At 67.5% G+C, this 25,903-nt stretch carries 28 protein-coding genes; 6 read left to right on the top strand and 22 right to left on the bottom strand.

Annotated elements, in window-relative coordinates:
- Positions 1-969 (top strand): D-2-hydroxyacid dehydrogenase family protein, encoded by a 969-nt coding sequence (locus AC5Y36_RS09700; protein ID WP_500040668.1) that lies wholly within the window; start codon positions 1-3, stop codon positions 967-969.
- A gap of 37 nt (positions 970-1,006) precedes the next feature.
- Positions 1,007-1,294, top strand: a complete 288-nt coding sequence (locus AC5Y36_RS09695; RefSeq protein ID WP_500040667.1) for a CDGP domain-containing protein — start codon at positions 1,007-1,009, stop codon at positions 1,292-1,294.
- 66 nt (positions 1,295-1,360) lie between these two features.
- On the opposite strand, the gene AC5Y36_RS09690 is transcribed toward AC5Y36_RS09695, so the two are convergent.
- Positions 1,361-2,011 (bottom strand): TetR/AcrR family transcriptional regulator, encoded by a 651-nt coding sequence (locus AC5Y36_RS09690; RefSeq protein ID WP_500040666.1) that lies wholly within the window; start codon positions 2,009-2,011, stop codon positions 1,361-1,363.
- Positions 2,012-2,067: 56 nt separating this feature from the next.
- Between AC5Y36_RS09690 and AC5Y36_RS09685 the strand changes: the two genes are divergently transcribed.
- Positions 2,068-2,607 carry a VOC family protein gene (locus AC5Y36_RS09685; RefSeq protein WP_500040665.1) on the top strand — a complete coding sequence of 180 codons (540 nt, stop codon included), beginning with the start codon at positions 2,068-2,070 and terminating at the stop codon, positions 2,605-2,607.
- A gap of 23 nt (positions 2,608-2,630) precedes the next feature.
- On the opposite strand, the gene AC5Y36_RS09680 is transcribed toward AC5Y36_RS09685, so the two are convergent.
- The 8 genes from AC5Y36_RS09680 to AC5Y36_RS09645 all read right to left on the bottom strand — a co-directional run bounded on the left by AC5Y36_RS09680 (position 2,631) and on the right by AC5Y36_RS09645 (position 9,205).
- Positions 2,631-3,086 carry a flavodoxin family protein gene (locus AC5Y36_RS09680; protein ID WP_500040664.1) on the bottom strand — a complete coding sequence of 152 codons (456 nt, stop codon included), beginning with the start codon at positions 3,084-3,086 and terminating at the stop codon, positions 2,631-2,633.
- Positions 3,083-3,541, bottom strand: coding sequence for a hypothetical protein (locus tag AC5Y36_RS09675; RefSeq protein ID WP_500040663.1), 459 nt, complete (start codon positions 3,539-3,541; stop codon positions 3,083-3,085). The genes AC5Y36_RS09680 and AC5Y36_RS09675 overlap by 4 nt, the downstream gene beginning before the upstream one ends.
- A complete protein-coding gene (gene dapB / locus AC5Y36_RS09670) occupies positions 3,538-4,275 on the bottom strand; it encodes a 4-hydroxy-tetrahydrodipicolinate reductase (protein ID WP_500040662.1) in 738 nt (245 codons plus the stop codon). The genes AC5Y36_RS09675 and dapB overlap by 4 nt, the downstream gene beginning before the upstream one ends.
- Before the next feature lie 110 nt (positions 4,276-4,385).
- Positions 4,386-5,462 carry a PDR/VanB family oxidoreductase gene (locus tag AC5Y36_RS09665; protein WP_500040661.1) on the bottom strand — a complete coding sequence of 359 codons (1,077 nt, stop codon included), beginning with the start codon at positions 5,460-5,462 and terminating at the stop codon, positions 4,386-4,388.
- 6 nt (positions 5,463-5,468) lie between these two features.
- Entirely contained in the window at positions 5,469-7,223 is a 1,755-nt protein-coding gene (locus tag AC5Y36_RS09660) for an SDR family oxidoreductase (RefSeq protein WP_500040660.1), read from the bottom strand.
- A 10-nt stretch (positions 7,224-7,233) separates the two neighbouring features.
- Positions 7,234-8,142, bottom strand: coding sequence for a metal-dependent hydrolase (locus AC5Y36_RS09655; protein ID WP_500040700.1), 909 nt, complete (start codon positions 8,140-8,142; stop codon positions 7,234-7,236).
- Between the two features lie 158 nt (positions 8,143-8,300).
- Positions 8,301-8,657 (bottom strand): nitroreductase/quinone reductase family protein, encoded by a 357-nt coding sequence (locus AC5Y36_RS09650; RefSeq protein ID WP_500040659.1) that lies wholly within the window; start codon positions 8,655-8,657, stop codon positions 8,301-8,303.
- A 71-nt stretch (positions 8,658-8,728) separates the two neighbouring features.
- On the bottom strand, positions 8,729-9,205 hold the full coding sequence (locus AC5Y36_RS09645) for an SRPBCC family protein (RefSeq protein ID WP_500040658.1): 477 nt from the start codon (positions 9,203-9,205) through the stop codon (positions 8,729-8,731).
- 110 nt (positions 9,206-9,315) lie between these two features.
- Between AC5Y36_RS09645 and ald the strand changes: the two genes are divergently transcribed.
- The gene (gene ald, locus AC5Y36_RS09640) at positions 9,316-10,431 is read left to right on the top strand and encodes an alanine dehydrogenase (protein ID WP_500040657.1); all 1,116 of its coding nucleotides are present in this window, start codon (positions 9,316-9,318) and stop codon (positions 10,429-10,431) included.
- Positions 10,432-10,508: 77 nt separating this feature from the next.
- On the opposite strand, the gene AC5Y36_RS09635 is transcribed toward ald, so the two are convergent.
- The 5 genes from AC5Y36_RS09635 to AC5Y36_RS09615 form a co-directional block, all read right to left on the bottom strand.
- Complete coding sequence (locus AC5Y36_RS09635) at positions 10,509-11,531, bottom strand: nitronate monooxygenase (protein ID WP_500040656.1); 1,023 nt, start codon at positions 11,529-11,531, stop codon at positions 10,509-10,511.
- 4 nt (positions 11,532-11,535) lie between these two features.
- Complete coding sequence (locus AC5Y36_RS09630) at positions 11,536-12,852, bottom strand: M16 family metallopeptidase (protein WP_500040655.1); 1,317 nt, start codon at positions 12,850-12,852, stop codon at positions 11,536-11,538.
- Complete coding sequence (locus tag AC5Y36_RS09625; protein WP_500040654.1) at positions 12,830-15,100, bottom strand: polyribonucleotide nucleotidyltransferase; 2,271 nt, start codon at positions 15,098-15,100, stop codon at positions 12,830-12,832. The genes AC5Y36_RS09630 and AC5Y36_RS09625 overlap by 23 nt, the downstream gene beginning before the upstream one ends.
- Positions 15,101-15,437: 337 nt before the next feature.
- Positions 15,438-15,707, bottom strand: a complete 270-nt coding sequence (rpsO, locus tag AC5Y36_RS09620) for a 30S ribosomal protein S15 (RefSeq protein ID WP_500040653.1) — start codon at positions 15,705-15,707, stop codon at positions 15,438-15,440.
- Positions 15,708-15,820: 113 nt separating this feature from the next.
- Entirely contained in the window at positions 15,821-16,804 is a 984-nt protein-coding gene (locus AC5Y36_RS09615) for a bifunctional riboflavin kinase/FAD synthetase (protein ID WP_500040652.1), read from the bottom strand.
- A 93-nt stretch (positions 16,805-16,897) separates the two neighbouring features.
- Between AC5Y36_RS09615 and mntR the strand changes: the two genes are divergently transcribed.
- Positions 16,898-17,596: a manganese-binding transcriptional regulator MntR gene (gene mntR, locus AC5Y36_RS09610; RefSeq protein WP_500040651.1), complete on the top strand. Its 699-nt coding sequence runs from the start codon at positions 16,898-16,900 to the stop codon at positions 17,594-17,596.
- A gap of 236 nt (positions 17,597-17,832) precedes the next feature.
- Here mntR and AC5Y36_RS09605 read toward each other — a convergent pair whose 3' ends face one another.
- Positions 17,833-18,141, bottom strand: a complete 309-nt coding sequence (locus AC5Y36_RS09605; RefSeq protein ID WP_500040650.1) for a hypothetical protein — start codon at positions 18,139-18,141, stop codon at positions 17,833-17,835.
- Between the two features lie 129 nt (positions 18,142-18,270).
- Between AC5Y36_RS09605 and AC5Y36_RS09600 the strand changes: the two genes are divergently transcribed.
- Entirely contained in the window at positions 18,271-18,702 is a 432-nt protein-coding gene (locus AC5Y36_RS09600) for a type II toxin-antitoxin system Rv0910 family toxin (RefSeq protein WP_500040649.1), read from the top strand.
- A gap of 4 nt (positions 18,703-18,706) precedes the next feature.
- Here AC5Y36_RS09600 and AC5Y36_RS09595 read toward each other — a convergent pair whose 3' ends face one another.
- From AC5Y36_RS09595 to AC5Y36_RS09565, 7 genes are all read right to left on the bottom strand, one after another.
- On the bottom strand, positions 18,707-19,546 hold the full coding sequence (locus tag AC5Y36_RS09595) for an SDR family oxidoreductase (RefSeq protein WP_500040648.1): 840 nt from the start codon (positions 19,544-19,546) through the stop codon (positions 18,707-18,709).
- On the bottom strand, positions 19,546-21,042 hold the full coding sequence (locus tag AC5Y36_RS09590; RefSeq protein ID WP_500040646.1) for a flavin-containing monooxygenase: 1,497 nt from the start codon (positions 21,040-21,042) through the stop codon (positions 19,546-19,548). The genes AC5Y36_RS09595 and AC5Y36_RS09590 overlap by 1 nt, the downstream gene beginning before the upstream one ends.
- Positions 21,039-21,884, bottom strand: coding sequence for a short-chain dehydrogenase/reductase (locus tag AC5Y36_RS09585; protein ID WP_500040645.1), 846 nt, complete (start codon positions 21,882-21,884; stop codon positions 21,039-21,041). The genes AC5Y36_RS09590 and AC5Y36_RS09585 overlap by 4 nt, the downstream gene beginning before the upstream one ends.
- Positions 21,885-22,022: 138 nt before the next feature.
- A complete protein-coding gene (locus tag AC5Y36_RS09580; protein WP_500040644.1) occupies positions 22,023-22,871 on the bottom strand; it encodes an alpha/beta fold hydrolase in 849 nt (282 codons plus the stop codon).
- A 7-nt stretch (positions 22,872-22,878) separates the two neighbouring features.
- Complete coding sequence (locus AC5Y36_RS09575; RefSeq protein ID WP_500040643.1) at positions 22,879-24,132, bottom strand: acyl-CoA dehydrogenase family protein; 1,254 nt, start codon at positions 24,130-24,132, stop codon at positions 22,879-22,881.
- 15 nt (positions 24,133-24,147) lie between these two features.
- The gene (locus AC5Y36_RS09570; RefSeq protein ID WP_500040642.1) at positions 24,148-25,017 is read right to left on the bottom strand and encodes an SDR family oxidoreductase; all 870 of its coding nucleotides are present in this window, start codon (positions 25,015-25,017) and stop codon (positions 24,148-24,150) included.
- A 19-nt stretch (positions 25,018-25,036) separates the two neighbouring features.
- Complete coding sequence (locus AC5Y36_RS09565; protein ID WP_500040641.1) at positions 25,037-25,903, bottom strand: MaoC/PaaZ C-terminal domain-containing protein; 867 nt, start codon at positions 25,901-25,903, stop codon at positions 25,037-25,039.

Below are 25,903 nucleotides of genomic sequence, written 5' to 3'. Positions count from 1 at the left end.
ATGACCGCTTCAGCGGCGCCGCTGCGGGTTGCGGTCCTCGATGACTATCAGGGCATCGCCGAAACCGTCGACTGGTCGCCGATCCCGCGATCCGTCGACCTGCTGGCCCTCCGTGAACACATCGCGCCCGGCGACGCACTCATCGCCCGGCTCGCCGATCGCGAGGTGGTAGTGGCCATGCGCGAACGCACACCCATCGACGCGGACCTGCTGGCCCAACTGCCGTCGTTGAAGCTGCTGGTCACCACCGGTCCGTTCAATGCCGCCATCGACGTGGCGGCGGCGCAGACGCGCGGCATCACCGTGTGCGGTACGGGCGGCATCATCACGCCGACGGTCGAACTCACCTGGGCGCTGATCCACGCCCTGCAGCGTCACCTGATCGTCGAGGATCGCGCCGTGCGCGCCGGCCGCTGGCAGCAGACCGTCGGCGCCGATCTGGCCGGGGCGACACTGGGGCTGGTCGGGGTGGGCCGGATCGGTCGGATGGTCGCGGCGGTGGGGCATGCCTTCGGCATGCGGGTGACGGCGTGGAGCCCGCATCTGACCGCCGAACGGGCCGCCGAAGCGCAGGTGGAACTGCTGGACCGGCGCAGCCTGTTCGAGACCGCCGACGTGGTGTCGATTCACATGGTGCTCTCGGAGGCGACCCGCGGGCTCATCGGCCGCGAGGAACTAGGCGCGATGAAATCCAGCGCCATCCTGGTCAACACGTCACGCGGCGGACTGGTCGACCAGGCGGCGTTGATCGAGGCAGTGCGCTCGAATCGGATTCGTGGCGCCGGGCTCGACGTCTACGACGAGGAGCCGTTGCCGGCCGGGCACCCGCTGGCCACACTGCCGAATTCCGTGCTCACACCCCACCTGGGGTATGTCACCGAGAACTGCATGAACCGGTTCTACCGGGACATCGTCGACGACATCGCCGCCTACTGCGCCGGAACTCCGCGGCGCCTTGTGTCCGGTTGAGCCCACACCGGCGCTCCGCGCCATTTAGGCTGCCCTCATGAAGCACTACGTCATGGGAGGGCTGGCCGCGGTGCTGATCGCCGGGGGGCTGATCGCGTCGGCGCCGCAGGCCAGCGCCGGATGCGTCAATGCGGGATTGTTCATGTTCCCGGAGGCACAGAAATGCGATGGCCCCTTCCAGCCGGACGGCAGTTGGCGACGCTGCGTGTACTACTACTACCCGCCCGGTGACCCCGACGCCCAAACGGACTGCCACCCGATGGGAGCCGACGTCCAGCACATCGTGCATCCGTTCTACGACCCACCGACCCACATCGACGAGTAACGCGGATCATTCCATCAGCTGGGCGGCGACGGTCGCGCCGAGGTTCCAGCATGCGCTCATGGCTATTTACGCGTCGTCGAGGACAACGCGGGCCACGGCATCGATCAAAGCCATCCGCGCCCGTCGGTCGCTCCACCCCCGGTTGACCGTGAGCGAACGATACGGCCCAGTGGGGTGACCCAGAGCCCACCACAGGTCCACCGCGTCCTCGATCGAGACCCGCAGTCGCCCTACCTCGCCGAGCAGCTGCACTAGCCCCCGAATGTCGCTGCGTCGGCGGCGTTCGATTTCGTCCTGCAGCGCGGCGATCTCTGGATCGGACGCAGCAACTGAGCGCACGATCTCATCAATTGGTGCAACGCGGCGAAGAACGTCACGAGTTGCGTCGGTTATCAACTCGAGTCGGCGCCGCTGGTCGGGCTCGGCTTTCACCCGCGCAACCCAGTCCCCGCTTCGCCACCCGTCGGTGCTGGGCGCTCCGGCGGACACCTGCTCGACCACCGCACGCAGAACGTCTCGTTTGGTTCCGAAGACGGTGTAAACGGTCTCCGGCGACACCCCGGCGCGTGCGGCGAGCTGCGCGATCGTAGTGGCGGCATAGCCGTTGTCGACGAATTCAGCACTCGCCGCCTCCACAACTGCGGCGCGGGTGGCCGCCCGCTGTCGGGTACGCGTCGACGACCGGTATTGCCGACGAGGCTTGACTTCGTCAGGCATTTCGATACAGTTCTACTGTATTAATTTGGTTAGTACTGGAACCAAGGAAGTGCATCATGGCATTCCATCACGTAGCGATTGCGACCAGCAACCTTGAGGCGGCGCACCGGTTCTACACAGAAGCAATGGGTTTCCGGCTGGTTCATGTCGAAGCAGGCGATGCGCCCGAGGGTGACGCCTGGTTCCGGCATGTCTTCTACGACACCGGCGACGGATCCCTGCTGGCCCTGTTCGATCTGCACGGCGATCGCTACGTCGGGATGGATCTCGCCATTTCACGGGGCCTCGGCCTGCCGAACTGGGTGAACCACATAGCATTTAATGCCGACGACCTGGCCGGCCTCGACGCGGCACAGGACCGCTGGCTCGCGCACGGCCTGGACGTGATGCGCGTTGACCACGGCACGGCAATGTCGATCTACACCCACGATCCCGACGGCAACTTCATCGAACACAGCTACTGGGTGCATGCTCCGGGTGCGGTCACTGCACAGCGGGCGGAGTCATTGTTGTGCGACCCGGCCCCGCCGCGTACAAGTCCACTCGCCATCGAGTTCTTTACTGCGGAAGCGGCGGCGCCGGTGCCCTCGGCATAGCAACACCGTCGCCACCACGCCGCCTACACCATCAGCTGGGCGGCGACGGTCGCGCCGAGGTTCCAGCATGCATCGATGTCGGCTTTGGTTGGCTTGCCCGCCACCACCACATAGTCCGCTGCCTTCACCCAGCCCAGACCGGCGGTGATCGAGTCGACGGCGCGCTGCGCGCCCTCGGTCCCCTCATTGCCGTGCAGGTACAACCCGAACGGGCGGCCCCGGCTGGAATCCAGGATCGGGTAGTAGCAGAGGTCGAAGGCGTGTTTGAGCGCTCCGCTGATGTATCCGAGGTTGGCCGGGCTGCCCAGCAGATAGCCGTCGGCCGCCAGCATGTCGGCCGGCGAAATGGTCAGCGCCGCCCGGCGCACCAGGTCCACGCCCTCGATCTCGGGGTCGGTGGCACCGGCCACCACCGCCTCGAACATCTCCTGGCAGTGCGGCGACGGCGTGTGGTGAACGATCAGCAGCGTTTTCGTCATGCGCGCTCCTGCAGCTCGACCGCTTTCTTCATCGCTTCCCGGGCCCGGCGGCGGTCCCCGGCGTAGTCGTAGGCCCGCGCCACCCGGTACCAGCGCTGCCAGTTATCGGGGTCGTCGTCCAGCTCAGCACGCACGGTCTCGAACAGGGCGTCGGCGGCGTCGCGGTCGATGCGGCCCGATGGCCGCCGCGGCAGTGCGCTGACGTCCAGTTCCATCCCGTCCTGCGCGGCCAGCCGGGCCAGCTTCTGGTGCGCGAACCCGTCCCGCAGCGTCGCGATCAGCGCCCACAGCCCGATGCCGGGAAGAATCAACAGCGCTGCGCCCAGACCCACCGCCGCGGCCTGCCCCGAGGCAAGCATCACGAGCGCGGTTCGTCCGAGCAGCACCAGGTACACCAGCATCGCCAGGCACATGAAGCCGATCAGCAGCTGGATCCGCATGGTGCGTGCGCTCATTGCAGGTCGAGCAGCGCTTCCAGCCCGACCGTCAGTCCCGGGCGCTCGGCGATGCCCCGCACCGCCAGCAGCACCCCGGGCACGAACGAGGTGCGGTCGATGCTGTCGTGGCGGATGGCCAGGGTTTCCCCCAAGGTGCCGAAGAGCACCTCTTGGTGCGCGACCAGCCCAGTCAACCGGATGGAGTGCACCGGAATGCCGTCGACATCGGCACCGCGGGCACCCGGCAAACCGGTGCTGGTGGCATCAGGATTGGGAGGCAGTCCTTTTCGGGCCTCGGCGATCAGCTTGGCGGTGCGTGCCGCGGTTCCTGACGGCGCGTCCGCCTTCTGCGGGTGGTGCAGTTCGATGACTTCCACCGATTCGAAGAACCGCGCCGCCTGTGCGGCGAAATGCATGGACAGCACCGCGCCGATCGCGAAGTTGGGCGCGATGAGCACGGCGACATCGGGTTTGGCTGCCAGCCAGTCCCGCACCTGGTCCAGCCGCTGCTGGGTGAATCCGGTGGTGCCGACCACGGCGTGAATCCCGTTGTCGATCAGAAACTTCAAGTTGTCCATCACAACGTCGGGGTGGGTGAAGTCGATCACCACGTCGGTGCTGGTGTCGACCAGTTGGCCGATCGGGTCACCGGCGTCGACCTGCGCGGACAGCGCCAGGTCCTCGGCGTCCTGCACCGCCGCCACCATCGTCGCGCCGACCTTGCCCCTGGCGCCCAGTACTCCCACTCGCATGCTTCAGAGCCTAACGGTAGGTCGCTCCAGCCCGCGAACGTGCGCAGTTGTACGCCTCGACCCGCGGTATGGCGTGCAACTGCGCACGCTCGCGGGATATGTCGCCGCGCTCAACAGTCGATGACGACCCGGCCGCCGGCGGCGCGTGACACGCAGACCAGCATCTCGTCATCGCCCTCGGCCGTCCGCCCGCGGCGGTCGACCTCACCGGACAGCACGCTGACCTTGCAGGTGCCGCAGAACCCCTGCCGGCACGAATACGGGGTGTTCGGGTCCGCGTCGCACATGACATCCAGTGCCGAGCGGGTCGCCGGCACCGTCAGTACCCGCCGCGAGCGCGCCAACTCCAGCTCGAACGGCACCCCGTCGACCACGGGCGGCGGACTGAACCGCTCGTAGTGCAGCGGTGCGTTCGCGTGTTCGTTGCGCGCGATGCGCACCGCCTCCAGCATCGGCGAGGGACCGCAGACATACACCGCGGTCGCTGGTCCGGCGCCGGCCAGCAGATCTTCGGTGCTGGCGAACCCGCCACGTTCGTCGTCGGCCCACACGGTGACCCGGTCCGGATCGACAGCCAGCACCTCGTCCAGCAGTGGCATGTGGGCGCGATCGCGGCCGGCGTACACCGCTCGCCAACTCAGTCCACGCGCCCGCGCCTCGCGCATCATCGGCAGGATCGGGGTCACCCCGATGCCCCCGATCACGAACAGCACATCGTCTTCGCCGGTCCCCAAATAGAAGGCATTGCGGGGGCCTTCGAAGACCAGCGAATCACCGACGTTGTAGGTGTCGTGCATCTCGATGGATCCACCGCCGCCGTCGGCGATGCGCCGCACCGCGATCCGGTATTCGGTGCGCCGCCCGGGTTCGCCGCACAGCGAGTACTGGCGACGCCGCCCGGACGGCAGCTGAACGTCGATGTGCCCGCCGGGATTCCACGACGGCAGCAGGCCGCCCTGCGGATCGGCCAGCGTCAACGCCACCACATCCGGTGTCAGCTCGTCGCGTCTGGTGACCACCGCGGTGATCGTCCGGCGCACCGGCACCACCCGCGACGGCTTCCAGCGCGACACCGCCGAGAACCCGCCGAAAATTTGAACGGCTCCCCACAGCGCGCCGTAAAGCCGGTCGTGTTTGCGGCGGCCGTAGAGGTCAGCGGGTCTGCTGCGCCAATCGTGTTCTGCCACGGGCGATCAGCTCTGCCGAATGTCGTAACGGGCCAGCAGCCGGATCGCGGTCGGGCTGATACGGCGCATCGCATAACCGAACTTCGCCTCCGGGGCGACCGGCAGCACCGGCGGCCCGGTCCGCACCGCCTTGACGATGGCCTTCGCGGTGGCCTCCGGGGTGTAGTTGCGGCGGCGGTACGCGGCGTCGGCCTTGTCGCGGGCGCGCGCCTCCTGCTCGGCCGTCATCCCGGCGTACACGGTGTTCTTGGCGATATCGGTGTTGACGAAGGCCGGGCACACCGCGGTGACGGTGATGCCCTCGTCGGCGAGGTCAGCGCGCAGCGCCTCGCTGAACCCGAGCACCGCCGCCTTGGTGGTGCTGTAGGCCACCATGGATTTCGACGGCAGGAACGCCGACGCCGAGGACACGTTGATGATGGTGCCGCCCTGGCCGCGGTCGACCATCTGCGTGGCGAATGCCCGGGTGCCGTTCAGCACGCCGCGCAGGTTCACCCCCAAGATGGCATCCCAATGCTCCGGGCTGGTCTCCAGGAAGCGCCCGGCCATACCGATACCGGCATTGTTGATCAGGATGTCGACGACGCCGTGGTCGCTGTTGACTTGTGCGGCAAGGTCGTTCATCGCTTTGTCGTCGGTGACATCGGTCTGGTACACCGCCGCCTCTGCGCCGGCCGCCTGAACCAGCTCGGCGGATTCCTTGGCGGCGTCCAGATCACGGTCGACGATCACCACCTTGCGAGCACCCTGGCGAGCCAACTCCACGGCGGTGGCCCGCCCGATACCCGCACCCGCACCGGTGATCAGCGCCATCTTGCCGGTCACCTCGCGGGCACCCAAAGCAGCACCGACGCCCGGTGCGGCACCGGCTTCGGCCTGGTCCACCCATTCGCTGGTCAGCCGGGCGATGACATCGGGACGACTGGTGACCACCCAGTGGCCGCCTTCGATCGGAACGACCCGGCCGGCGGCGGGAATCGCGCCGGTGAACTGCTGCAGCGGAGCGCTGACGAAAATGTCCTTGCGCGGCACCAGAGTCTGGACGGGGACCTGTGTCTGCGGCAGCGGCGACGCCGGTACCAGCAGCGGCTTGGGCATGTTGGCGCGGTACAGGTTGAGCCCGTTGAGGAAGTCGCGGCTGCCGCGAGCAACCTCGGCGCGTTGCGCACGGGTACTCGACCGCCCGATCCCGTCGGTGAGGTCCATCACCTTGGCGATCAGCCCAGACCGGATTGCCGTCTCGGCCACGCCGGGGGTCAGGAACAGCTGGATGTATCCCGACTGCAGCAGCTGCCGCGCGACGCTGGCCAGGCGGCGAGGGCCGCGCGCCGACCGCATGAACTTGCCCGCGTAATCCAGGTGTGGCCCCGAAATCGAGGTGTAGGAGCTGACTTTCGCCGCAACGGCGGTATCGGTCACCGCAGCCCAGCCTTGGATGGATCCCCAGTCGTGGCCCAGCAGATGCACCCGCTGGACGCCGAGATGGTCGATCACCGAACCGATGTCGTCGACCAGTTGCGGGAATCGATATCCGGACTTGTCGGCGGGCGCCGAGGAGTCGCCGGCCCCGCGCACGTCGTAGGCCACCACGTTGTATCGGCCGGGTTGACGCTGGAGAAGTTCCGCGGCAACACCGTCCCAGACGTGGTGGTTGTCCGGATAGCCGTGGATCGCCAGGATCGTGGGCCGGTCCGGGTCGATCTCGGTGTAGGCGTGTACGGCCAGACTGACGCCGTCACTGGCGGTTACGGTGGTGGTCATCGGTCCTCCGTCAGTGCGTCGCGCGGGCGGCGGGTGAGATCGCCAGATAGTTGACCGCGCGCTCCACCCCACCCAACTGGGACGGATGGAAACTCGGCTTGTAGTAGGCGCCGATCACCCGGGTGAACTCGAACGGGGCGGGCACCAGGCCGCGGCGTGCGGCATCGAACCAGTCCCGCCAGCGCGGCTTGGTTCCCGGCGGCAGTTCGGGGTCAACCGAGTACATGAACCGCAGTCCGCGCACCCACAGCCACAGCATCAGCGGAGTCACAATCAGCTGGGTGCGCACCTGCCGCCAGAAGCCGGCCTGCAGGTGCATCATCACGTCGAAAGCGACGGCTTTGTGCTCGACCTCCTCGGCGCCGTGCCAGCGCAGCATGTCCATCATCACCGGATGGGTGCCGATGGCGTCGTGTTCGGGAGTGTCGAGCACCCATTCCCCCAGGATCGCCGTGTAGTGCTCGATGGCCGAGACCAGCGCGACCCGTTCGAGCATCCACTTCTGCTGGCGTCGTGCGCTCCATCGCGGCCGGTCGCCCAGCAGCTTGTCGAACAGCCAGTGGATCTGGTCGGTGAACGGGGACATGTCGATGCCCTTGGCGGCGAAATAGTCGACGACCCCGGCGTGCGCCTGGGAGTGGGTGGCTTCCTGACCGATGAACCCCTGCACATCCAGCCGCAACTGGTCATCGGCGATCAGCGGCAGCGCCTGTTTGAACACCTCGACGAAGAACTCTTCGCCGGCGGGCAGCAGCAGGTGCAGCACATTACAGAAATGAGTGGTGAACGGCTCGTTGGGGACGTAGTGGACGGGCAGGTCCGCCCAGTCGAACTTGACATCGCGTGCCTCCAGCACGATGCGCTCGTGATCGAGGGATGCGTCGTGCGGCCCGGCCGCCTGATCGTCAACCGCAAGCATCATGACCTCCCACCCAGTGTTTACAAAGCAATACCATTTGTCGTTTACCTGGACATTACTTGCCGGTAAGTATAGACCGTGTTATCGCCGAGGGGAAGGATACCGGTACCGCCGGTACGCGGAAATCTCATCGCGTCGTGGTTTGACCGGAAGCGACGTCAGGTGCACAGGTGCACTTCGACCAGAACGCGTCCCGCGTCGTCACGCCGCGCGACCGCATGGCCGCGATACTCCTCGCCGCCCATGCTCAACGTCACCGGCCCGCCGTCGCCGAGGAAATTGCGCCACCAGCTCTTGGCGTCGGGCACGCTGACCCCGATGATGACGTCATTGCCGACGCGGCGGTATCCCACCGGGATGCGGAACGTGCGCCCCGACCTTCGCCCGACGTAGCTGAGCATGGCGACGTTGCGGTTCATCAGTCTCCCCAGGCGCGGCGAGGTGAGGATGCCGCTCACCGGCACATTGAGCAGTGGCGCGCCGCGCATGAGGAGTCGTAGGAATCTCGCTTTCATGCTCACCAGTGTTCCCACCGTTTCGCAGCGGGACACCCCGCACCCCGGCTTGTGCCGGATCATCCCCGTGGTCAGGCAGCTTCCGCTCGCTGCTTGAGGCGTTGCAGAGTGACCCGGATGTGCTCGGCGTTGGCGGCAGTGCGGTCCGCGACGCCGGTGGTCAGCCGGGTGATCCCGCGGATCCAACGCGGCCGCCGATCCCAGGTGCCCTCGGTGACCTGGCAGCCGCCGCCGGCGGCCGCGATGATCTCGTAGCGCCAATGCGCAACCGGAATGACCGAGGCGCGCACATCGAAGCCGAAGACGCGACCGGGTTCGGCGTCGGTGACGGTGCAGGTGGTGCTCCAAGCGTGGCGGCCGTTGCGGTTATCGCCGCTGAAGACGGCTCCGGGCCGGGCCGCGTCACCGTCCCGCCACCGCATGGCGGTGGTCTCCTCGGCCAACTCCGTCAGCGTGGTCAGGTCGGTGATCAGCGCATACACCACATCGGGATTCGCGTTGATGTGCACGCTGGCGGTGACGGACGGTGCGCTGGGCGGTCGGGTCATGGGCCGAGCATAACCATGGCCGGTCCGCGGGATAACGCTGTGATGAATGTGAGTGGCGATGCGGCGAAGTTTCCTCACAATGGAAGTAGCCCCGCGACCAAGGAGCGGCCATGTACATCGGAATTCCGGCGGAGGTCAAGAACAACGAGTTCCGGGTGGCCATCACCCCGGCCGGTGTCGCCGAACTGGTTCGCCGCGGCCACGACGTACTGATCCAGTCCGGCGCCGGTGACGGCTCGGCGATCGGCGACGCCGACTTGAAGTCCGCCGGCGCCCACCTGTGTGACACCGCCGATCAAGTGTGGGCGGACGCCGAACTGCTGCTGAAGGTCAAGGAGCCGGTTCCCGCTGAGTACGACAACATGCGCCGCGGCCAGACGCTGTTCACCTTCCTGCACCTGGCGGCCTCCCGGTCGTTGACCCAGGCACTGCTGGCCGCCGGCACCACCGCGATCGCCTACGAAACGGTCCAGACCCGCGACGGCGCGCTGCCGCTGCTGGCCCCGATGAGCGAGATCGCCGGCCGCTTGTCAGCCCAGGTCGGCGCTTACCACCTCATGCGCACCCACGGCGGGCGGGGCTTGCTGATGGGCGGTGTGCCCGGTGTCGGACCCGCGGATGTGGTGGTGATCGGCGGCGGTACCGCAGGCTACAACGCCGCGCGGGTGGCCGGCGGGATGGGCGCTCACGTCACGGTGTTCGACGTCAACATCAACCGACTGCGGGAGCTTGACGGCGAGTTCACCGGCCGTATCCGCACCCGCTACTCCTCGACCTACGAGCTCGAGGGTGCGATCAAACGAGCCGACTTGGTGATTGGCGCCGTCCTGGTGCCAGGCGCCAAGGCGCCCGAAGTCGTACCCAACGCTCTTGTCGCACAGATGAAGCCGGGGGCAGTGCTGGTGGATATCGCCATCGATCAGGGCGGCTGCTTTGAAGGCTCACGGCCCACCACCCACGACGACCCGACGTTCACCGTGCACGACACGGTGTTCTACTGCGTGGCCAACATGCCCGCGGCGGTGCCCAAGACGGCGACGGTCGCCTTGACCAACGCAACCATGCCGTATGTACTCGCCCTCGCCGACGCGGGTTGGCATGCGGCATGCCGGGCGGATCCCGCACTGGCCAAGGGCCTCTCGATGCACGACGGGGCGCTGCTGTCGGAGCAGGTGGCCACCGACCTGGGGTTGGAGTTCACCGACCCAGCGCCGCTGCTGACCTAATTTAGGCCGGCGAACAGACGCGAAAGTTCCCTTCTAGGTGCGAATTTGAGCACTTTCGCGTCTGCTCGGCAAAAGAACTAGCCCGGCGCCAGGGCAGTGATGACGCCGACCGCTTTGCCGGTTTGCGCCGACGCGAATCCTGTTCCCGCCCAAAGATTCGTCCCATTCGGGTCATCCGCGGCGATCGCAGCCCTGCGGATCGGTGCCGTCATCTGGTTGACCTCGGGATAGCCTAGCGGCGCGACCTCGCCGTATACCCGGCTGAACTCGTTCTCCAGACCGCGCGCGTACCGGCCGGAAAAAGCCGGGGTGACGACGGTCGCACCGAACTGCGGATTTCGCAGCGCAGTTCGGTGTGTCTGGTTGGTACCGGCCTCATCGGTCAACAGAAGCGCAGTGCCGATCTGGGCGGCCACCGCCCCTTTGCGCACGATGCCGTCGATGTCCTCGACGGTACTCAAACCGCCCGCCGCGATCAGCGGAACCTTGTGCTCGGCGCCGATCCGGCCGATCAGATCGTCCAGCGAATCGGTGCCGGGCAGCATGTCCGGCGCAAACGTGCCACGATGACCGCCGGCGCCGGGGCCTTGGACCACCAGGCCGTCAGCACCCGCGGCGATGGCCACGCCGGCCTCATAGGGCGATGTCACCGTGACGAACAGCAGCATGCCCAGCGCCCCGAACCAGCGCATCACGTCTGGTGGCGGGACGCCGAACGTGAACGACACCACCTCGGGGCGCATGTCGGCCAGCACTTCGAGTTTGCTTCCCCAGCCATCGTCGTCACCGAAGGTGGGCCGGCCCACCTCCACCTCGTAATGCTCGGCGAGTTCATCAAGTTGCACTGCGTAGTGGTCGAGTTGGGTGTAGTCGGCGACACTGGGTTGGGGCACAAACACGTTGGCCCCGATCGGCCCGGTGGTCAGCCGTCGTGTCGCGGCGATATCGTCGGCGAAGCGTTCCGCGCTCAGGTACCCGCCGGCGAGGAATCCCATTCCGCCGGCATTGGTTACCGCCGCTGCCAGCGCGGGAGTACCCGGGCCACCTGCCATCGGCGCGCCCACGATGGGCACCATCAGATCCCAGAAGCCCAGCACCATACGATCAGCCTGCCATGGTTCGCAGCGGTCGGGGAAGCGCTCCTTTCGAGCGATAAGGACCGAGCACGGCGACGCCGAAAGGATTGCGCAACAGCGTCCGCGCCACCGCATTGACCTCGTCGACGGTGACCGCATCCAGTTCGCGCAGGGTGCGGGCAATCGTATGCTGTTCGCCTCGGTTCAGTTCGTTGCGGCCCAAGCGGTGCATCCGCGACGCCGAATCCTCCAACCCCAGCACCAGTCCGCCGCGCAGCGATCCTTTGGCGATCCGGCACTCGGCTTCGGTGATGCCGTCGCGGGCTACCGATTCCAACTCCTGCGTGATCACCGCCGCGACGTCGGTGAACCGCTCCGGCAGGCACGCCGCGTACACCGACAGAGCCCCGGTGTCGGCGAAGGTGTCCACCGTCGAATACACCGAGTACGCCAGGCCCCGGGATTCGCGGACCTGTTGGAACAACCGGGAACTCAGCCCGCCGCCGAGAGCGGTGTTGAGCACCGCCAGCGCGCGGCGCTGCGGCCAGTACCGTCCCGGGGTGCGTACGCCCAGCGACAGGTGGGTCTGCTCGGCGTCGCGCTTCACCAGGGCCAGCGCCGGGCGACCGGGTACCCGGGCGGCACCCTTGCGCACCCCGGCTGCCTTACGCCCCCGGATCAGCCGTGGTGCGAAACGCTCACGCACCAACGCCACCGTCGCGTCGTGATCGATGTTGCCGGCCACCGCGACCACCATGCGCTCCGGGGTGTAGCGCCGCTTGTGAAACGAATGCAGCTGGGCCCGGGTCATTTCCGTGACAGAGTCCACGTTGCCGATCACCGGACGCCCGATCGGGTGATCCCCGAACAAGGCGGTCAGAAACACGTCGCCGAGCGCGTCCTCGGGGTCGTCGTCGCGCATGGCGATCTCCTCGAGGACGACGTCGCGCTCCAGTTCGACGTCGTCAGCGGCACAGCAGCCGTTGAGCACCACGTCGGCGACCAGGTCGACGGCCAGCTCCAGGTCGCTGTCGAGCACGTGCGCGTAGTAGCAGGTGTGCTCCTTGGTGGTGAACGCGTTCAGTTCACCACCGACAGCGTCCATCTGCTGGGCGATCTGCACGGCCGTGCGGGTCGGGGTGGCCTTGAACAGCAGATGCTCCAGGAAGTGGGCGGCCCCGGCAACCGAGGCCCCCTCGTCGCGCGAGCCGACCCCGACCCACACCCCCACCGACGCGGAACGCACGCCGGGGAGGTGTTCGGTCACCACCCGCAACCCCCCGGGCAGGGTTGAGCGCCGCAGCGCTCCCCGTGCCCGAGGACTAGCTGTCGGCGGTCGCGGCATCGGCCGGTGCGGCCCCTTCTGCCTGCGGCGCAGATTCGGAGTCCGCAGCCCCGTCGTCAGCCACCGGAACCAGCGAGATCTTGCCGCGGTTGTCGATGTCGGCGATCTCGACCCGCAGCTTGTCGCCGACCTTGACCACGTCTTCGACCTTGGCGATCCGCTTGCCCCTGCCGAGCTTGGAGATGTGCACCAGCCCGTCGCGGCCCGGCAGCAGCGACACGAATGCGCCGAAGTCGGTGGTCTTGACCACGGTGCCCAGGAACCGTTCGCCGATCTTGGGCAGCTGCGGGTTGGCGATGGCGTTGATCTTGTCGATCGCCGCCTGCGCCGACGGTCCGTCGGTGGCGCCGACGAACACGGTGCCGTCGTCCTCGATCGAGATCTGCGCGCCGGTCTCCTCGGTGATCGAGTTGATCATCTTGCCCTTGGGCCCGATCACCTCACCGATCTTGTCCACCGGCACCTTGATCGTGGTGACCCGCGGCGCGTACGGGCTCATCTCGTCGGGGGCGTCGATGGCCTCGGCCATCACCTCGAGGATGGTCAGACGCGCGTCCTTGGCCTGCGACAGCGCACCGGCCAGCACCTGCGACGGGATCCCGTCGAGCTTGGTGTCCAACTGCAGCGCGGTGACGAAGTCCTTGGTGCCGGCGACCTTGAAGTCCATGTCGCCGAATGCGTCCTCGGCACCCAGGATGTCGGTCAACGCCACGAACCGGCGCTCGGTCTTACCGTCCACCTCGACATCGTCGGAGACCAGGCCCATCGCGATGCCGGCGACCGGGGCCTTCAGCGGCACCCCGGCGTTGAGCAGCGCCAGCGTCGACGCACAGACCGAACCCATCGAGGTGGATCCGTTGGAGCCCAGGGCTTCCGATACCTGACGGATGGCGTAGGGGAACTCCTCCACGCTGGGCAGCACCGGCATCAATGCCCGCTCGGCCAGCGCGCCGTGCCCGATCTCGCGCCGCTTGGGCGAGCCGACCCGGCCGGTCTCACCGGTCGAATACGGCGGGAAGTTGTAGTGGTGCATGTAGCGCTTGGAGGTTTCCGGCCCCAGGGAGTCGATCTGCTGGGCCATCTTGACCATGTCCAGCGTGGTCACGCCCAGGATCTGGGTCTCGCCGCGCTCGAACAGCGCGCTGCCGTGCGCGCGGGGCACCACGGCGACCTCGGCCGACAGCGCCCGGATGTCGGTGATCCCGCGTCCGTCGATCCGGAAGTGGTCGGTCAGGATGCGCTGGCGCACCAACTTCTTGGTCAGGCTGCGGTAGGCCGCGGAGATCTCCTTCTCCCGGCCCTCGTAGGTTTCGGCCAGTCGCTGGACGACCTCGGCCTTGATCTCCTCGGTGCGGGTGTCGCGCTCGGCCTTGCCCGCGATGGTCAGCGCCTTGGCCAGCTCGTCGGTGGCAACCGAAGCGACCGAGTAGTAGACGTCCTCGCCGTAGGCGGGGAAGACGGGGTAGTCGGCGGTCGGCTTGGCAGCTGCGTCGGCCAGTTCCTGCTGGGCCTTGCACAGTGCGGCGATGAACGGCTTGGCCGCCTCCAGTCCCTCGGCCACCACGGCCTCGGTCGGTGCCTGCGCACCGCCCTCGATGAGTGCGATGACGTTGTCGGTGGCCTCCGCCTCGACCATCATGATCGCGACGTCACCATCCTCCAGGGTGCGACCGGCCAGCACCATGTCGAACACAGCGCGCTCCAGCTGCTCCACTGTCGGGAACGCCACCCAGGTGCCGTCGATCAGCGCTACCCGCGCCGCGCCGACCGGGCCGGAGAACGGCAGCCCGGCGAGCTGGGTGGACGCCGATGCGGCGTTGATCGCGACCACGTCGTACAGGTCATTGGGGTTCAGGCTCATCACCGTCACCACGACCTGGACCTCGTTGCGCAGGCCGTCGACGAACGACGGGCGCAGCGGGCGGTCGGTGAGCCGACAGGTGAGGATGGCGTCGGTCGACGGCCGGCCCTCACGCCGGAAGAACGAGCCGGGGATGCGGCCCGCGGCGTACATCCGCTCCTCGACGTCGACGGTCAGCGGGAAGAAGTCGAAGTGCTCCTTGGGTGCCTTGCTGGCGGTGGTCGCCGAGAGCAGCATGGTCTCGTCGTCGAGGTAGGCGACCACGGAACCAGCGGCCTGCTGGGCCAGCCGACCGGTCTCGAAACGGATGGTGCGGGTGCCGAAGCTCCCGTTGTCGATGGTGGCGGTTGCCTCGAACACGCCTTCGTCAATTTCAGCTACAGACATGGACGTCCGCACAGCCTCTCTGGGTATTCAGCTGTTTCGCGTGCGCCACGCACAACCCCAGACGCTCAGCCTGGCTACGGCTACGGCCATCGATCGAAGCTGTCGGACCCGGATTCACTGAGGTGTCCGGATGTCCGGCAGCCACTACCGAAGACCGCCCGATGCAGGACTGGTCGTACGGGGTCGTGTCGTTGCACGCTGGAGCGGTACGCACGGAACGCGCGAACCGCACCGATGCCCGGACCTTCCCGGCCCGGAACGACCTCACTCTACACGGTCCGCAGGTCAGGACCCCTGCGGACCGCAGCCTGCCGCCCATGGCGGCAAGGACACCGCGTCAGCGACGCAGGCCCAGGCGCTCGATGAGCGAGCGGTAGCGCTCCACATCGACCTGGGCGACGTACTTGAGCAGTCGGCGGCGCCGACCCACCAGCAGCAGCAAGCCGCGCCGCGAGTGGTGGTCGTGCTTGTGCACCTTGAGGTGCTCGGTCAGGTCGGAGATCCGCTTGGTCAGCATAGCGACCTGCGCCTCGGGCGAGCCGGTGTCGGTCTCATGCAGACCGTAGGCGGTCAGGATCTCTTTTTTCTGCTCGGTCGTCAGCGCCACGAAAACATCTCCATCAGTCGGTCCGCGATCAGAATCCGGCCGCGGCCACCGCGAACTGCAGCACGCGCCGTGTCGGCGGGAAGTTTAGCAGCGGGCGCGGCCCCGGCTGAAATTCAGCAGTGGTCGCCGCCGGCCAGCAGCGTGCGCGCCTGGTCGGTGTCGCCGTCCATGGCGGTGACCAGGTCACGCACCGATTCGAATTTTTCCTGCCCGCGGATGCGGGCGACGAAGTCGACCGCCACGTGCTGCCCGTACAGGTCAGCGGTGCTGTCGAGTACGAAGGCCTCGACGGTGCGGGTGCGGCCGGAGAAGGTCGGGTTGGTGCCCACCGACACGGCGGCCTGATACCGCTCCCCGGGTACGACGCTGCCGGTCACCGGGCCGTGCCCGAGCACGGTGAACCAGGCGGCGTACACGCCGTCGGCGGGGATGGCCGAGTGCATCGGCGGCGCCACGTTGGCGGTGGGGAAGCCCAGCGTCCGGCCCCGGCCGTCGCCGCGCACCACGACCCCCTCGACCCGGTGCGGACGGCCCAGCGCTTCGGCCGCCGCGACCACGTCACCGGCGTCCACGCACGCGCGGATATAGGTGGAGGAGAAGGTGACGGTTTCGGCGTTGTGGTGTTCAGCGACCAGTGACATCGACTCCACCGCGAACCCGAACTGTTCGCCGGCGCGGCGCAGCGTGTCGACGCTGCCGAGCGCCTTCTTTCCGAACGTGAAGTTCTCCCCCACCACGATCTCCACCACATGCAGGCGCTCGACCAGCAGCTCCTGGACGTAGCGGTCCGGTGTCAGCTTCATGAAATTGGCGGTGAACGGCATCACCAGGAAAACATCGACGCCGGCGTCCTCGACGAGTTCGGCGCGACGCGTCAGCGTGGTCAGCTGCGCCGGGTGCTTGCCGGGACGCACCACCTCCATCGGGTGCGGATCGAACGTCATCAGCACCGTCGGCACACCGCGCGCCCGACCGGCCTCCACCGCGCGTGCGATCAGTTCGGCATGTCCGCGGTGTACCCCGTCGAACACGCCGATAGTGAGCACACATCGGCCCCAATCCGTGGGGATCTCATCCTGTCCCCGCCACCGCTGCACAGCCGCAAGCCTACGGTCAATCCCGCTCTGCGGCGGCATGGGTGGGCTCTGTACGCCTGTCCACGCCGGATTAATTGCATACACTTACCAGTTGTGACCCCTGAGGACGAGCCCGGTGACCTGTCCACAGTGGCTCAGGACTATCTGAAGGTCATCTGGACGACGCAGGAATGGTCGCCGGACAAAGTCAGCACCAAGCTGCTGGCCGAAAAGATCGGGGTCTCGGCGTCGACCGCGTCGGAATCCATCCGCAAGCTCGCCGATCAAGGCCTGGTCGACCACGCCAAGTACGGCGCGGTCGCCTTGACCGAGGCGGGCCGGCGCGCCGCGTTGGCGATGGTTCGCCGGCACCGGTTGCTGGAGACCTTCTTGGTCAACGAGTTGGGCTACAGCTGGGACGAGGTGCACGACGAGGCCGAGATCCTGGAGCACGCGGTATCGGAACGGTTGGTGGCGCGCATCGACGCCAAACTCGGATTCCCGCAGCGCGACCCGCACGGCGACCCCATCCCGGCCGCTGACGGACAGGTGCCCACACCGCCGGCGCGGCAGTTGTGGGACTGCCATGACGGCGATACCGGGACGGTGGCCCGCATCTCCGACGCCGACCCCGAGATGCTGCGGTACTTCGACAGCGTTGGGATCAGCCTGGACTCGCGGCTGACCGTGCTGACACGCCGGGAATTCGCCGGCATGATCTCGGTCGGGATCAACGCGGCCGAGGGCGCCGGCGATCCGGCCAGCACAGTCGATCTCGGTAGCCCGGCAGCCCAGGCGATCTGGGTGGTGTAACGCCCGCTGCTCAGCGCTACCCCCGCGAGGTTGCATCGTGGTACAGAAAGTGCGAGTGAACCTGTACCTGGCTGCAATCTCGGCGCAGTGGCGGGAGTGGTGAGTGTGCTGGGTAGCCCGGCGGCCCAGGCGAACTGGGTAGTGTAGGCCTGCAGAGCGGTGCGTCGAAATCGACGTCGAGGAGCAGTATCTCGGGACGCGTCGCGCTCACGTCGGTGTCGCGACAAGGACGGACGTCAGCCCCGCCGGTCCGACGTCATCTCCTCCCACCAGTCGATGGTCTCGGCGTCGGCGGCCATCCGGTCCAGCGTGTGCGCGGTGATCTCGACGTGCGCCCCACTGCCGGCCGACCAGCAGAACTTCCACAGCTCGCGGGCCGCCCGGTGATAACGGTGAATGGTCTCGTCGACGTCGTAGACGTCGACCTCGCTTGCGCGATAGCGATCGACTGCGGCAGCGACGTGTTCAAAGAGCTTCTCCAGCTGCTCCCGATGATAGGCAGCGACGCGTTCGCGCGCGGCCCGACGTTCGGCCTTCGTCCCCATAGCGGGACGATACCTCGCACGCCGTGCTACAGCGTCGTCATCAGAGATGGCCGACAGGCGATCTCGCCGCCGTCGATGCCACGGCAGGCGTGGATGCTGCTGCCAACGACGCGCGCCTAGGATCTAGTGATGGCCAAACTCGAACTGTCCCGCGAATTGTCGCTGCCTGCCGAGCAGGCGTGGGCGCACGCCTCGAATCTGGCCGAGCTGGGCGACTGGCTGTCGATGCATCAAGGGTGGCGCTCGGAGCTGCCCGACGAGCTCGCTGTCGGCACCACGCTGGTCGGGGTGGCCGGCGCCAAGGGGCTGCGCAACCGGGTCACCTGGACCATCCGCGGGATCGATGCACCGAGGCTGCTGGACATCAGCGGTGACGGCGTCGGCGGCACCAAGTACGCGCTGAAGTTGACCGTCGCACCGGCCGACGCGGGCTGCATCTTCACGGTGCGCATCGACATGGGTGGCCGGCCCCTGTTCGGCCCGATCGGGGCCACCGCCGCCCGCGCGGTCAAGGGCGACATCGAGCGCTCGATCAAGCAATTCGAGCAGCTCTACACCTGACCCCTCAGCCGTCAGCGCCCGCTCTGGCGTGGTAGGCGTCACGGGTGGCCTGGTCGACGGCGAGGTAGACCTGTTCGGTGCGGGTAACCCGGGCCAAGAACCGACGCGGACGTTCCGGCAACATCTGGGCCGTCCGCAACACCCAACGCATCCGGCTCGGCACATACGACATTGCCCGCCGGTGCTGTGCGGCGGCGACCACGGCCTTGGCGATGTCCTCGGGGTCCACCGACACGAAATGCTCCACGGCATCGAGAAGCTGTACCCCGGCGGACAGTTCGGTGTGCACGATCCCGGGCAGAATCGCGCAAACCGCGATCCCGCGGGGGCGCAACTCTTCCCGCAGCGCGTACGTCAGGCCGACCACACCGAACTTGGTGGCACAGTAGGTCGCCACGCCGGGGAACCCGGCGACGCCCGCCATCGACGCGATGTTGATGACGGTTCCACCACCACGTCCGGCGAAACGTTCAGCGGCCAGCTTGCAGCCCAGGATCACCCCGCGCAGGTTGATGTCGATCATCTTGTCCTCGGTCGCCCGCGACTCGCGAAGGAATTCACCGGTGAGCATCACGCCCGCGTTGTTCACCAGGATGTCCAACGGCCCCAGCGCGTGCTCGGTGTCGTCGAGGAATGTCAAAAACGACTGCCGCGACGTGACATCAAGCGGCAGCGCCAGCACTTCGCCGGCGATGTCAGCGGCCGCTCGCTTGGCGAGGTCGACGTCGAGGTCGCCGACGGCGACCTTGGCCCCGGCCGCCGCGAACGCGATCGCGGTGGCCCGACCGATCCCCCGGGCACCGCCCGTGATGGCGACAACCCGACCGGTCAACCCTGACTTCATCAAGCCCCTCCTCGGCTGGAAACCTGCGACGGCGCCGGCGTCACAGGCACGTCGATGTCGTAATCATGGGGATGCGGCACCGCGGCGAGGCGTTGCCGATATCTGTTGGGCGTCCACGGCCACAGCTCGGGCAGGCCGTCGGCACCCAGATACCAACTGGTGCAGCCGGTTGCCCAGACGGTGCCCGGCATGGCTTCCCGCATACTCCGATTGAATTCGTCGGTGGCGGCCGGAGTGGGCGCGACGGCGTCGAACTCTCCGTCGCACCAACGCTGGACCCAGCGCAGGATGTGCCCGGCCTGCGCCTCGGCGATCGCGGTCAGCGAGTAGTTGCCGACCGGGCTGTGCGGCCCGATCAGCATGAAGAAGTTCGGGAAGCCGGGCAGCGCCACCCCGAGGTGGGCTTTGGGCCCGGCATGCCACAGCTGATCCAGGGTGAGCCCGCCGCGGCCGACCATCGTCATCGGCCGCATGAAGGCGTGGGCGTCGAATCCGGTGGCCAACACGATCGCGTCGAGTTCGTGCAGCGTGCCGTCGGCGGTGACGATGCCGCGGGCCTCGACGTGGTCGATTCCGGCATCGACAAGGTGCACGTTGGGCCGTTGCATGGCCCGGTAGAAGCCGGCCGAAATGACCAGCCGCCGACACATCGGCTGGTAGTCGGGGGTGAGGCGCCGCCGCAGATCCCGGTTGCGCACGGTGGCGAGGTTGGCCCGGCACGCTTTGGACAGCATGGTGCGCCGCCAGCCCGGACGCACCAGGGCTCGAGCGAAGAACTCGAACGCCCGGTCGTATCCGTGGTAGGCCAGCGAATCCAGCATCGGGATACTGCGGTGCAGCGGCCCCGTCCACCTGCGATAGCCGGGATTGGGCAGTGGCAGAATCCACTGGGCGCTGCGCTGAAACAGCTCCAGCCTGCCGGCGGAGCCGGCGAGCCCGCAGATGATCTGCACGCCGGTGGATCCGGTGCCGATGACCGCAACCCGTTTCCCGGCCATGTCCGCGGTGTGGTCCCAGCGCGCTGAGTGCATGACCGGGCCACGGAAGTCGGCCAGTCCCTCGATATCCGGCATCCGCGGCTCCCGCAGCACACCGGCCGCGGAGATGAAGAAGTCGTGCGACACCGTCTCCCCGGCGCCGGTGGTGAGGCGCCAACGCCGGCCGTCGAATCGGGCATCGGTGACCTCGACCCCGAAGCGGATCACCTCCCGCAAGCCGTATTCGTCTGTCGCCCAGCGGAAGTAGTCAAGAATCTCATGTCCCGGCGAGAAGAACCTGGTCCAGTCCGGCTTGGTCGCGAAGGTGAATTGGTGGAACCGCGACGGCACATCACAGGACAGCCCCGGATAGATGTTGTCACGCCAGGTTCCGCCGACGTCATGTGACTTCTCGTAGACGGTGATGTCGGTGATGCCGGCCCGGCGCAGCATGATCGCCTGGCACAGTCCCGACATGCCGGCCCCGACGATCCCGACAGACGGTTGCCGCCGCGTCACGCCGACACCCCCGTATCGGCGTCGGCCACCGCGTCGCGCATCTTCGGCCAGACGGCGAACAACCGATCCCCCAGGGCCAGCGGTGTCCGCAAGTCCACCAACAGTGGAACCCAGCTCGGCGCGCAGACGCGGCGCGCGCGGCGCGCGATCCCGGAGGTGATCGCCGTGGCCGCCGACTCCACCGGGATGGGCTTGCCTACCGCCGGGGGCAGGGTGGCCATCACGACGCCCAGACCGGAGCGCGCCAGCATGTCTTGCGCCAGCCCGGTGTTGACCAGGCCGAAGTAGGCGATTCCGACACTGACTCCGCTGCCGCCCAATTCGACGCGCAGCGACCGCACCAGCGATTCCACCCCGGCCTTGGCGGCCATATACCCGCTGACGGTCGGTCCCGCGATGACGGCGCCGATCGATGCGACCGCCAGGAGGTATCCCCGGCGTTGCCGTAGGTAGGGCAGCGTCGCGGCGGCGGTGTGGAAGACACCGACGAGGTTGACGTCGATGACGCGCCGCCACTCCCCCGGATCGACGGCGGCCACGGTGGCGGCGGGCCCGGCGATCCCGGCGTTGGCCACCACGACGTCCACCCCGCCGAAGTACTCGGCCGCCGCCGCGCAGGCCACCGTCATCGACTCCGCCGAGGTGACGTCGGCATCGAACGCGGCTGCGGCATCGCCGAGTTCGACCACCAATCGCTGCGCACTCTCGGTGTCTCGATCCAATAGCGCAACGCGAGCACCGTTCTCGACAAGCTGACGCGCGATCTGGGCGCCGATGCCCTGCGCCCCGCCGGTGATCAGCACCGTCTTTCCGGCAAGTCGTTCCGCCCGTGGCGTTCTCATGCCCACGACGCTACGACCGCCGGCTACGGATCGGAATGCACGAATCAGACGCGCATTTGACACTTGCGGACATCGGCGCCGGGCGCAGCGGGTCGCTCATGCCGCGCCTGCTCAGCACCCACGCCGCCGTCAACCGCATTACCCCACCCCCGCATCGTCGCCCATCGTCAGCCGCAAGATGATGCGGGTCACCTCGTCGGGGTTGTCCAGCTGCGGGCAGTGCCCGGACCGCGGCAACACCACCAGTTCGCTCCCCCGAAGCTGCTGATGCAGCATGCGACTCGACTCCACCGGGATGACCCGGTCCAGCCCGCCGTGCACGATCACGGTCGGGCAGTCGACGCGCAGCCCGTCGTGACCATCGGCGGTTTCGCGGGCGTACTGGAGTCCGTAGCGGCCCAACTCGACGAGGTCGGCAAACCGCGACGCGGTCCCGGCCCAATACGCGACGACCTCAGGATCAGGGAGAACTCCGGGCCCGTAGATCATCCTCGGCACCACTCGCCGGGCCGCGCGCCGCAACACCTTCGGCGGCACCGGGATACGACCCAACGCCCACCACAGCCCGTCCGGTACCGCGTATCGGCGGGACAGCCGGGCCACCAACTGCTGCGCGTTCATCGGATCATCCATGGCGACAAGGCCGGCCACCCATTCGCCATGGCGGGCAGCGGCGCGCACCGCGGTGGCGGCGCCCAGCGAATTCCCCACCAGCACAGCCGGGCCGAGTTCGGCCAGGATGGCGTCGACGAACGCGTCGAATTGGGCCACCATCGGCCCGGGCCGCCGTGGCGCGGCCAGCCCGAAACCGGGCAGGTCGACCGCGACCGCGCGGCGCCCGGCCGCGGCCAACCGGGTGAGCACGCCCCGCCAGGTCTCGGCGCTGTCGGCGAATCCATGTAGGAGCACCACCGGCGTCCCGGTGCCGGGCACCGTCAGCGTCCGGGTACCGAAGCCGTGGTAACTCGCCCGGGTCTCGGTGATCATCGCCGACTCAGCCCAGCAGGCCCTTGGCGATGTGGGTGATCTGAACTTCGTTGCTGCCCGCGTAGATCATCAGCGACTTGGCATCGCGGGCCAGTTGCTCCACCCGATATTCGGCCATGTAACCGTTGCCGCCGAACAGCTGCACGGCGTCCATCGCGACATCGGTGGCGGCCTCCGAGGAGTACAGCTTCATCGCCGACGCCTCGGCCAGCGATGGAATCTTTCCCGCCTGCACCTTCTCCAGCGTCTGAAACACCATGTTCTGCACGTTGATCCGGGCGACTTCCATCTTGGCCAATTTCAGCTGAATCAACTGGAACTGGCCGATGTTCTGGCCCCACAGCGTGCGGTTCTTGGCGTAGTCGACGCACAGCCGGTGGCATTCGTTGATGATGCCCAGTGACATCAGTGCCACGCCGGCGCGTTCGGCCACGAAGTTGGCCCGCGCGCTTTCCCTTCCGTCGCCGCTGGTGTGCTGTTCGGTCTCACCGAGTAGCCGATCCGGGGTCAGCCGCACATTGTCGAAGAACAGCTCGCCGGTGGGCGAGGACATCATGCCCATCTTCTTGAACGGTTTGCCCTGCGTGAGCCCCGGCATCCCGGCATCGAGCACGAAGGTCAACACCGGCCGATTACGCGGATCCGACGAACCGGCAGTCCCCTCAGCCAGCTTGGCGTAGACGATCAGTACATCGGCGTAGGGACCGTTGGTGATAAAGGTCTTCTGCCCGTTGCGGATGTAGTCGGACCCGTCTCGTCGCACGTAGGTCTTCATGCCGCCGAACGCATCCGAGCCGGCGTCGGGTTCGGTGATCGCCCAGGCCGCGATCTTTTCCAGGGTCATCAGCTCCGGCAGCCAGCGCTCCTTCTGTGCCAGGGTGCCGCGGCTCAGGATCGTGGCGGCGCCCAAACCCAGGCTGACGCCGATCGTGCTGAGCAGGCCGATGCTGACCCCGGACAACTCCGACACCATCACCGCTGCCATAGACAGCTGGCCGCCCAAGTCGCCCAATCCGCCCTGCGATTCGCCACGGGATTCGGTCTCGCCGGATTCGGCTTTGGCGCGTTGTTTGTCCAGCATGGTCTTGACCGCTTCGCCGGCCACCACGTCCAAGCCGAATTCGCTGAACAGTTTGCGCGCGATCGGATACGGCGCAAGCTCACCGCTTTCCAGCGCGTCGAGATACGGACGGATCTCGGCGTCGATGAACCCGCGCACCGTATCGCGCATGATCACATCGGTGTCGGACCACTCAAACATGGTGTTCTCCCCGGCTCAGTGCGGCAGCCGTGCCGCGATGTCGTCGATCTGCCAGCAACCGTCGGTCTCGATGGTTTCGGTGTCGTGCCAGCCCGACAGCCGCGAGATGGCACCGCCCTGCACCGCGTACACCGTGCCGGTGACCGGGCATTTCTCCGTTGCCAGGTAGGCCACCAGCGGCGAGATGTTGGCCGGGCTGAACAAGTCGAGTTCGCCGTCCCCCGGTTCGGCCATCAGTGCGCCCATGCCCGGCGTGGCCAGGGTGAGCCGGGTGCGGGCGATCGGGGCGATCGCGTTGACCCGCACCCCGTAGCGGTCGAGTTCCTCGGCCGCGATCAGCGTCAGCGCGGCGATGCCGGCCTTGGCCGCACCGTAGTTGGCCTGTCCCGCGTTGGGCAGCGTCACCCCGGAACCGCTGGCGGTGTTGACCACCGCGGCGTTGGGTTGGTCGCCGGCCTTGGACTGGTTCTTCCAGTACTCGGCGGCGTGCCGCAGCATCGCGAAGTGCCCTTTGAGGTGCACTGCCAACACCGCATCCCATTGCGACTCGTCCATGCCCGCGATGAACGCGTCACGCAGGATCCCGGCGTTGTTGACCAGCACATCGAGTCGACCGAACTCGTCGATGGCCTGCTGGACAAGGTTTTTCGCCGCCGCCCAGTCGGAGACGCTGTCGGTGTTGGCCACCGCGCGCCCGCCGGCCGCGACGATCTCCTCGACGACCTGATGAGCCGGGCCGGTGTCGGCGCCCTCCCCGGCGTTGCTTCCACCCAGGTCGTTGACCACGACGGCGGCGCCTTCGGCGGCGAACAGCAGGGCGTGTTCGCGCCCGATTCCCCGTCCGGCGCCGGTGATGATCGCCACCCGGCCTTCCAGTACACCCATGTGTGACTCCTCGTTATCTTCAGTCGGCGATGACGGCCAAGCCGTCGGTGATGGCCATTTCGTCGGTGCCGGTTCGTGCGGTCTCGAACGCGTACGTCGTCGTGCCGTCGCCCCGGCCGCGGGTCCAGATCCGCGTTTCCAGGTCGTCGCCGGGCAGCACCATCTTGGAGAACCGCACCGCCAGTCGGCGCAGACGACTCACGTCCGACCCGGCCACCTCGGTCAGCACCGCCCAGGAGGTGAACGCCATGGTGCACAGGCCGTGCGCGATGATGCCCGGCAGTCCCGCGTCTTTGGCGACCTCCTCGTCGAGGTGGATCGGCATCGGATCCCCCGCGGCGGGTCCGTAGCGAAACGTCTGGTCATGGTCCACATGCTGAAGAACCTTGGCCACCGGAGCCTGGGCACGCAGCGCGTCATCGAATTTGTGCCCGGGACTCAGTTCGCCCACCCGCTTGCCTGCGTTGTGCCCACGGAAGAAGCACGTCACATACTGCTCGTTGACGAGTTCGCCGTCCTCGGTGCGGCATTCGAGATAGACAGCGGCGCGGGTGCCCTTCTCCAGGCCCTCGTACCCGATCATCTTGCCGCGCGACAGCAGGCGGTCGCCGGGACGGATCGGCCGATGAAAATGGAAGTCCTGTTCACCGTGAACCACCCGGGGGATCAGCTCGACGGGCGCAACCTCGACGGTGGGGGTGAGCAACGACTCGAACACCGGGACGATCGCGAACACGGGCGGGGCGAGCTCGCCGGTTCGGTGCGCGGCGATCGGATCGTTGGTCGCCTCCGCGTACTCCGCGATCCGCTCCCGGGTCACCTCGAAGCGGTCCTCGTCCGTCCATTTGTTGAGTCCGGCATCATCGAATTCCAGATCGTCTGCCAT

The organism is Mycobacterium sp. NGS50 (assembly GCF_059812545.1).
This window is presented reverse-complemented; position numbering and strand designations above follow the sequence as displayed.

Coding starts and splice junctions, on each gene's coding strand:
- AC5Y36_RS09570 (WP_500040642.1), bottom strand. CDS start 25,017: ATGGGTGTACTGGAAGGCCGGGTGGCGATCATCACCGGCGCCGGACGG.
- AC5Y36_RS09580 (WP_500040644.1), bottom strand. CDS start 22,871: ATGATCACCGAGACCCGGGCGAGTTACCACGGCTTCGGTACCCGGACG.
- AC5Y36_RS09650 (WP_500040659.1), bottom strand. CDS start 8,657: ATGAAAGCGAGATTCCTACGACTCCTCATGCGCGGCGCGCCACTGCTC.
- AC5Y36_RS09655 (WP_500040700.1), bottom strand. CDS start 8,142: ATGCTTGCGGTTGACGATCAGGCGGCCGGGCCGCACGACGCATCCCTC.
- AC5Y36_RS09680 (WP_500040664.1), bottom strand. CDS start 3,086: ATGACGAAAACGCTGCTGATCGTTCACCACACGCCGTCGCCGCACTGC.
- AC5Y36_RS09635 (WP_500040656.1), bottom strand. CDS start 11,531: ATGGTGCTGGGCTTCTGGGATCTGATGGTGCCCATCGTGGGCGCGCCG.
- AC5Y36_RS09595 (WP_500040648.1), bottom strand. CDS start 19,546: ATGAAGTCAGGGTTGACCGGTCGGGTTGTCGCCATCACGGGCGGTGCC.
- AC5Y36_RS09660 (WP_500040660.1), bottom strand. CDS start 7,223: ATGACCACCACCGTAACCGCCAGTGACGGCGTCAGTCTGGCCGTACAC.
- AC5Y36_RS09685 (WP_500040665.1), top strand. CDS start 2,068: ATGGCATTCCATCACGTAGCGATTGCGACCAGCAACCTTGAGGCGGCG.
- ald (WP_500040657.1), top strand. CDS start 9,316: ATGTACATCGGAATTCCGGCGGAGGTCAAGAACAACGAGTTCCGGGTG.
- AC5Y36_RS09600 (WP_500040649.1), top strand. CDS start 18,271: ATGGCCAAACTCGAACTGTCCCGCGAATTGTCGCTGCCTGCCGAGCAG.
- AC5Y36_RS09690 (WP_500040666.1), bottom strand. CDS start 2,011: ATGCCTGACGAAGTCAAGCCTCGTCGGCAATACCGGTCGTCGACGCGT.
- AC5Y36_RS09585 (WP_500040645.1), bottom strand. CDS start 21,884: ATGAGAACGCCACGGGCGGAACGACTTGCCGGAAAGACGGTGCTGATC.
- AC5Y36_RS09625 (WP_500040654.1), bottom strand. CDS start 15,100: ATGTCTGTAGCTGAAATTGACGAAGGCGTGTTCGAGGCAACCGCCACC.
- AC5Y36_RS09700 (WP_500040668.1), top strand. CDS start 1: ATGACCGCTTCAGCGGCGCCGCTGCGGGTTGCGGTCCTCGATGACTAT.
- AC5Y36_RS09695 (WP_500040667.1), top strand. CDS start 1,007: ATGAAGCACTACGTCATGGGAGGGCTGGCCGCGGTGCTGATCGCCGGG.
- dapB (WP_500040662.1), bottom strand. CDS start 4,275: ATGCGAGTGGGAGTACTGGGCGCCAGGGGCAAGGTCGGCGCGACGATG.
- AC5Y36_RS09630 (WP_500040655.1), bottom strand. CDS start 12,852: ATGCCGCGACCGCCGACAGCTAGTCCTCGGGCACGGGGAGCGCTGCGG.
- AC5Y36_RS09565 (WP_500040641.1), bottom strand. CDS start 25,903: ATGGCAGACGATCTGGAATTCGATGATGCCGGACTCAACAAATGGACG.
- AC5Y36_RS09575 (WP_500040643.1), bottom strand. CDS start 24,132: ATGTTTGAGTGGTCCGACACCGATGTGATCATGCGCGATACGGTGCGC.
- AC5Y36_RS09645 (WP_500040658.1), bottom strand. CDS start 9,205: ATGACCCGACCGCCCAGCGCACCGTCCGTCACCGCCAGCGTGCACATC.
- AC5Y36_RS09675 (WP_500040663.1), bottom strand. CDS start 3,541: ATGAGCGCACGCACCATGCGGATCCAGCTGCTGATCGGCTTCATGTGC.
- AC5Y36_RS09605 (WP_500040650.1), bottom strand. CDS start 18,141: ATGGGGACGAAGGCCGAACGTCGGGCCGCGCGCGAACGCGTCGCTGCC.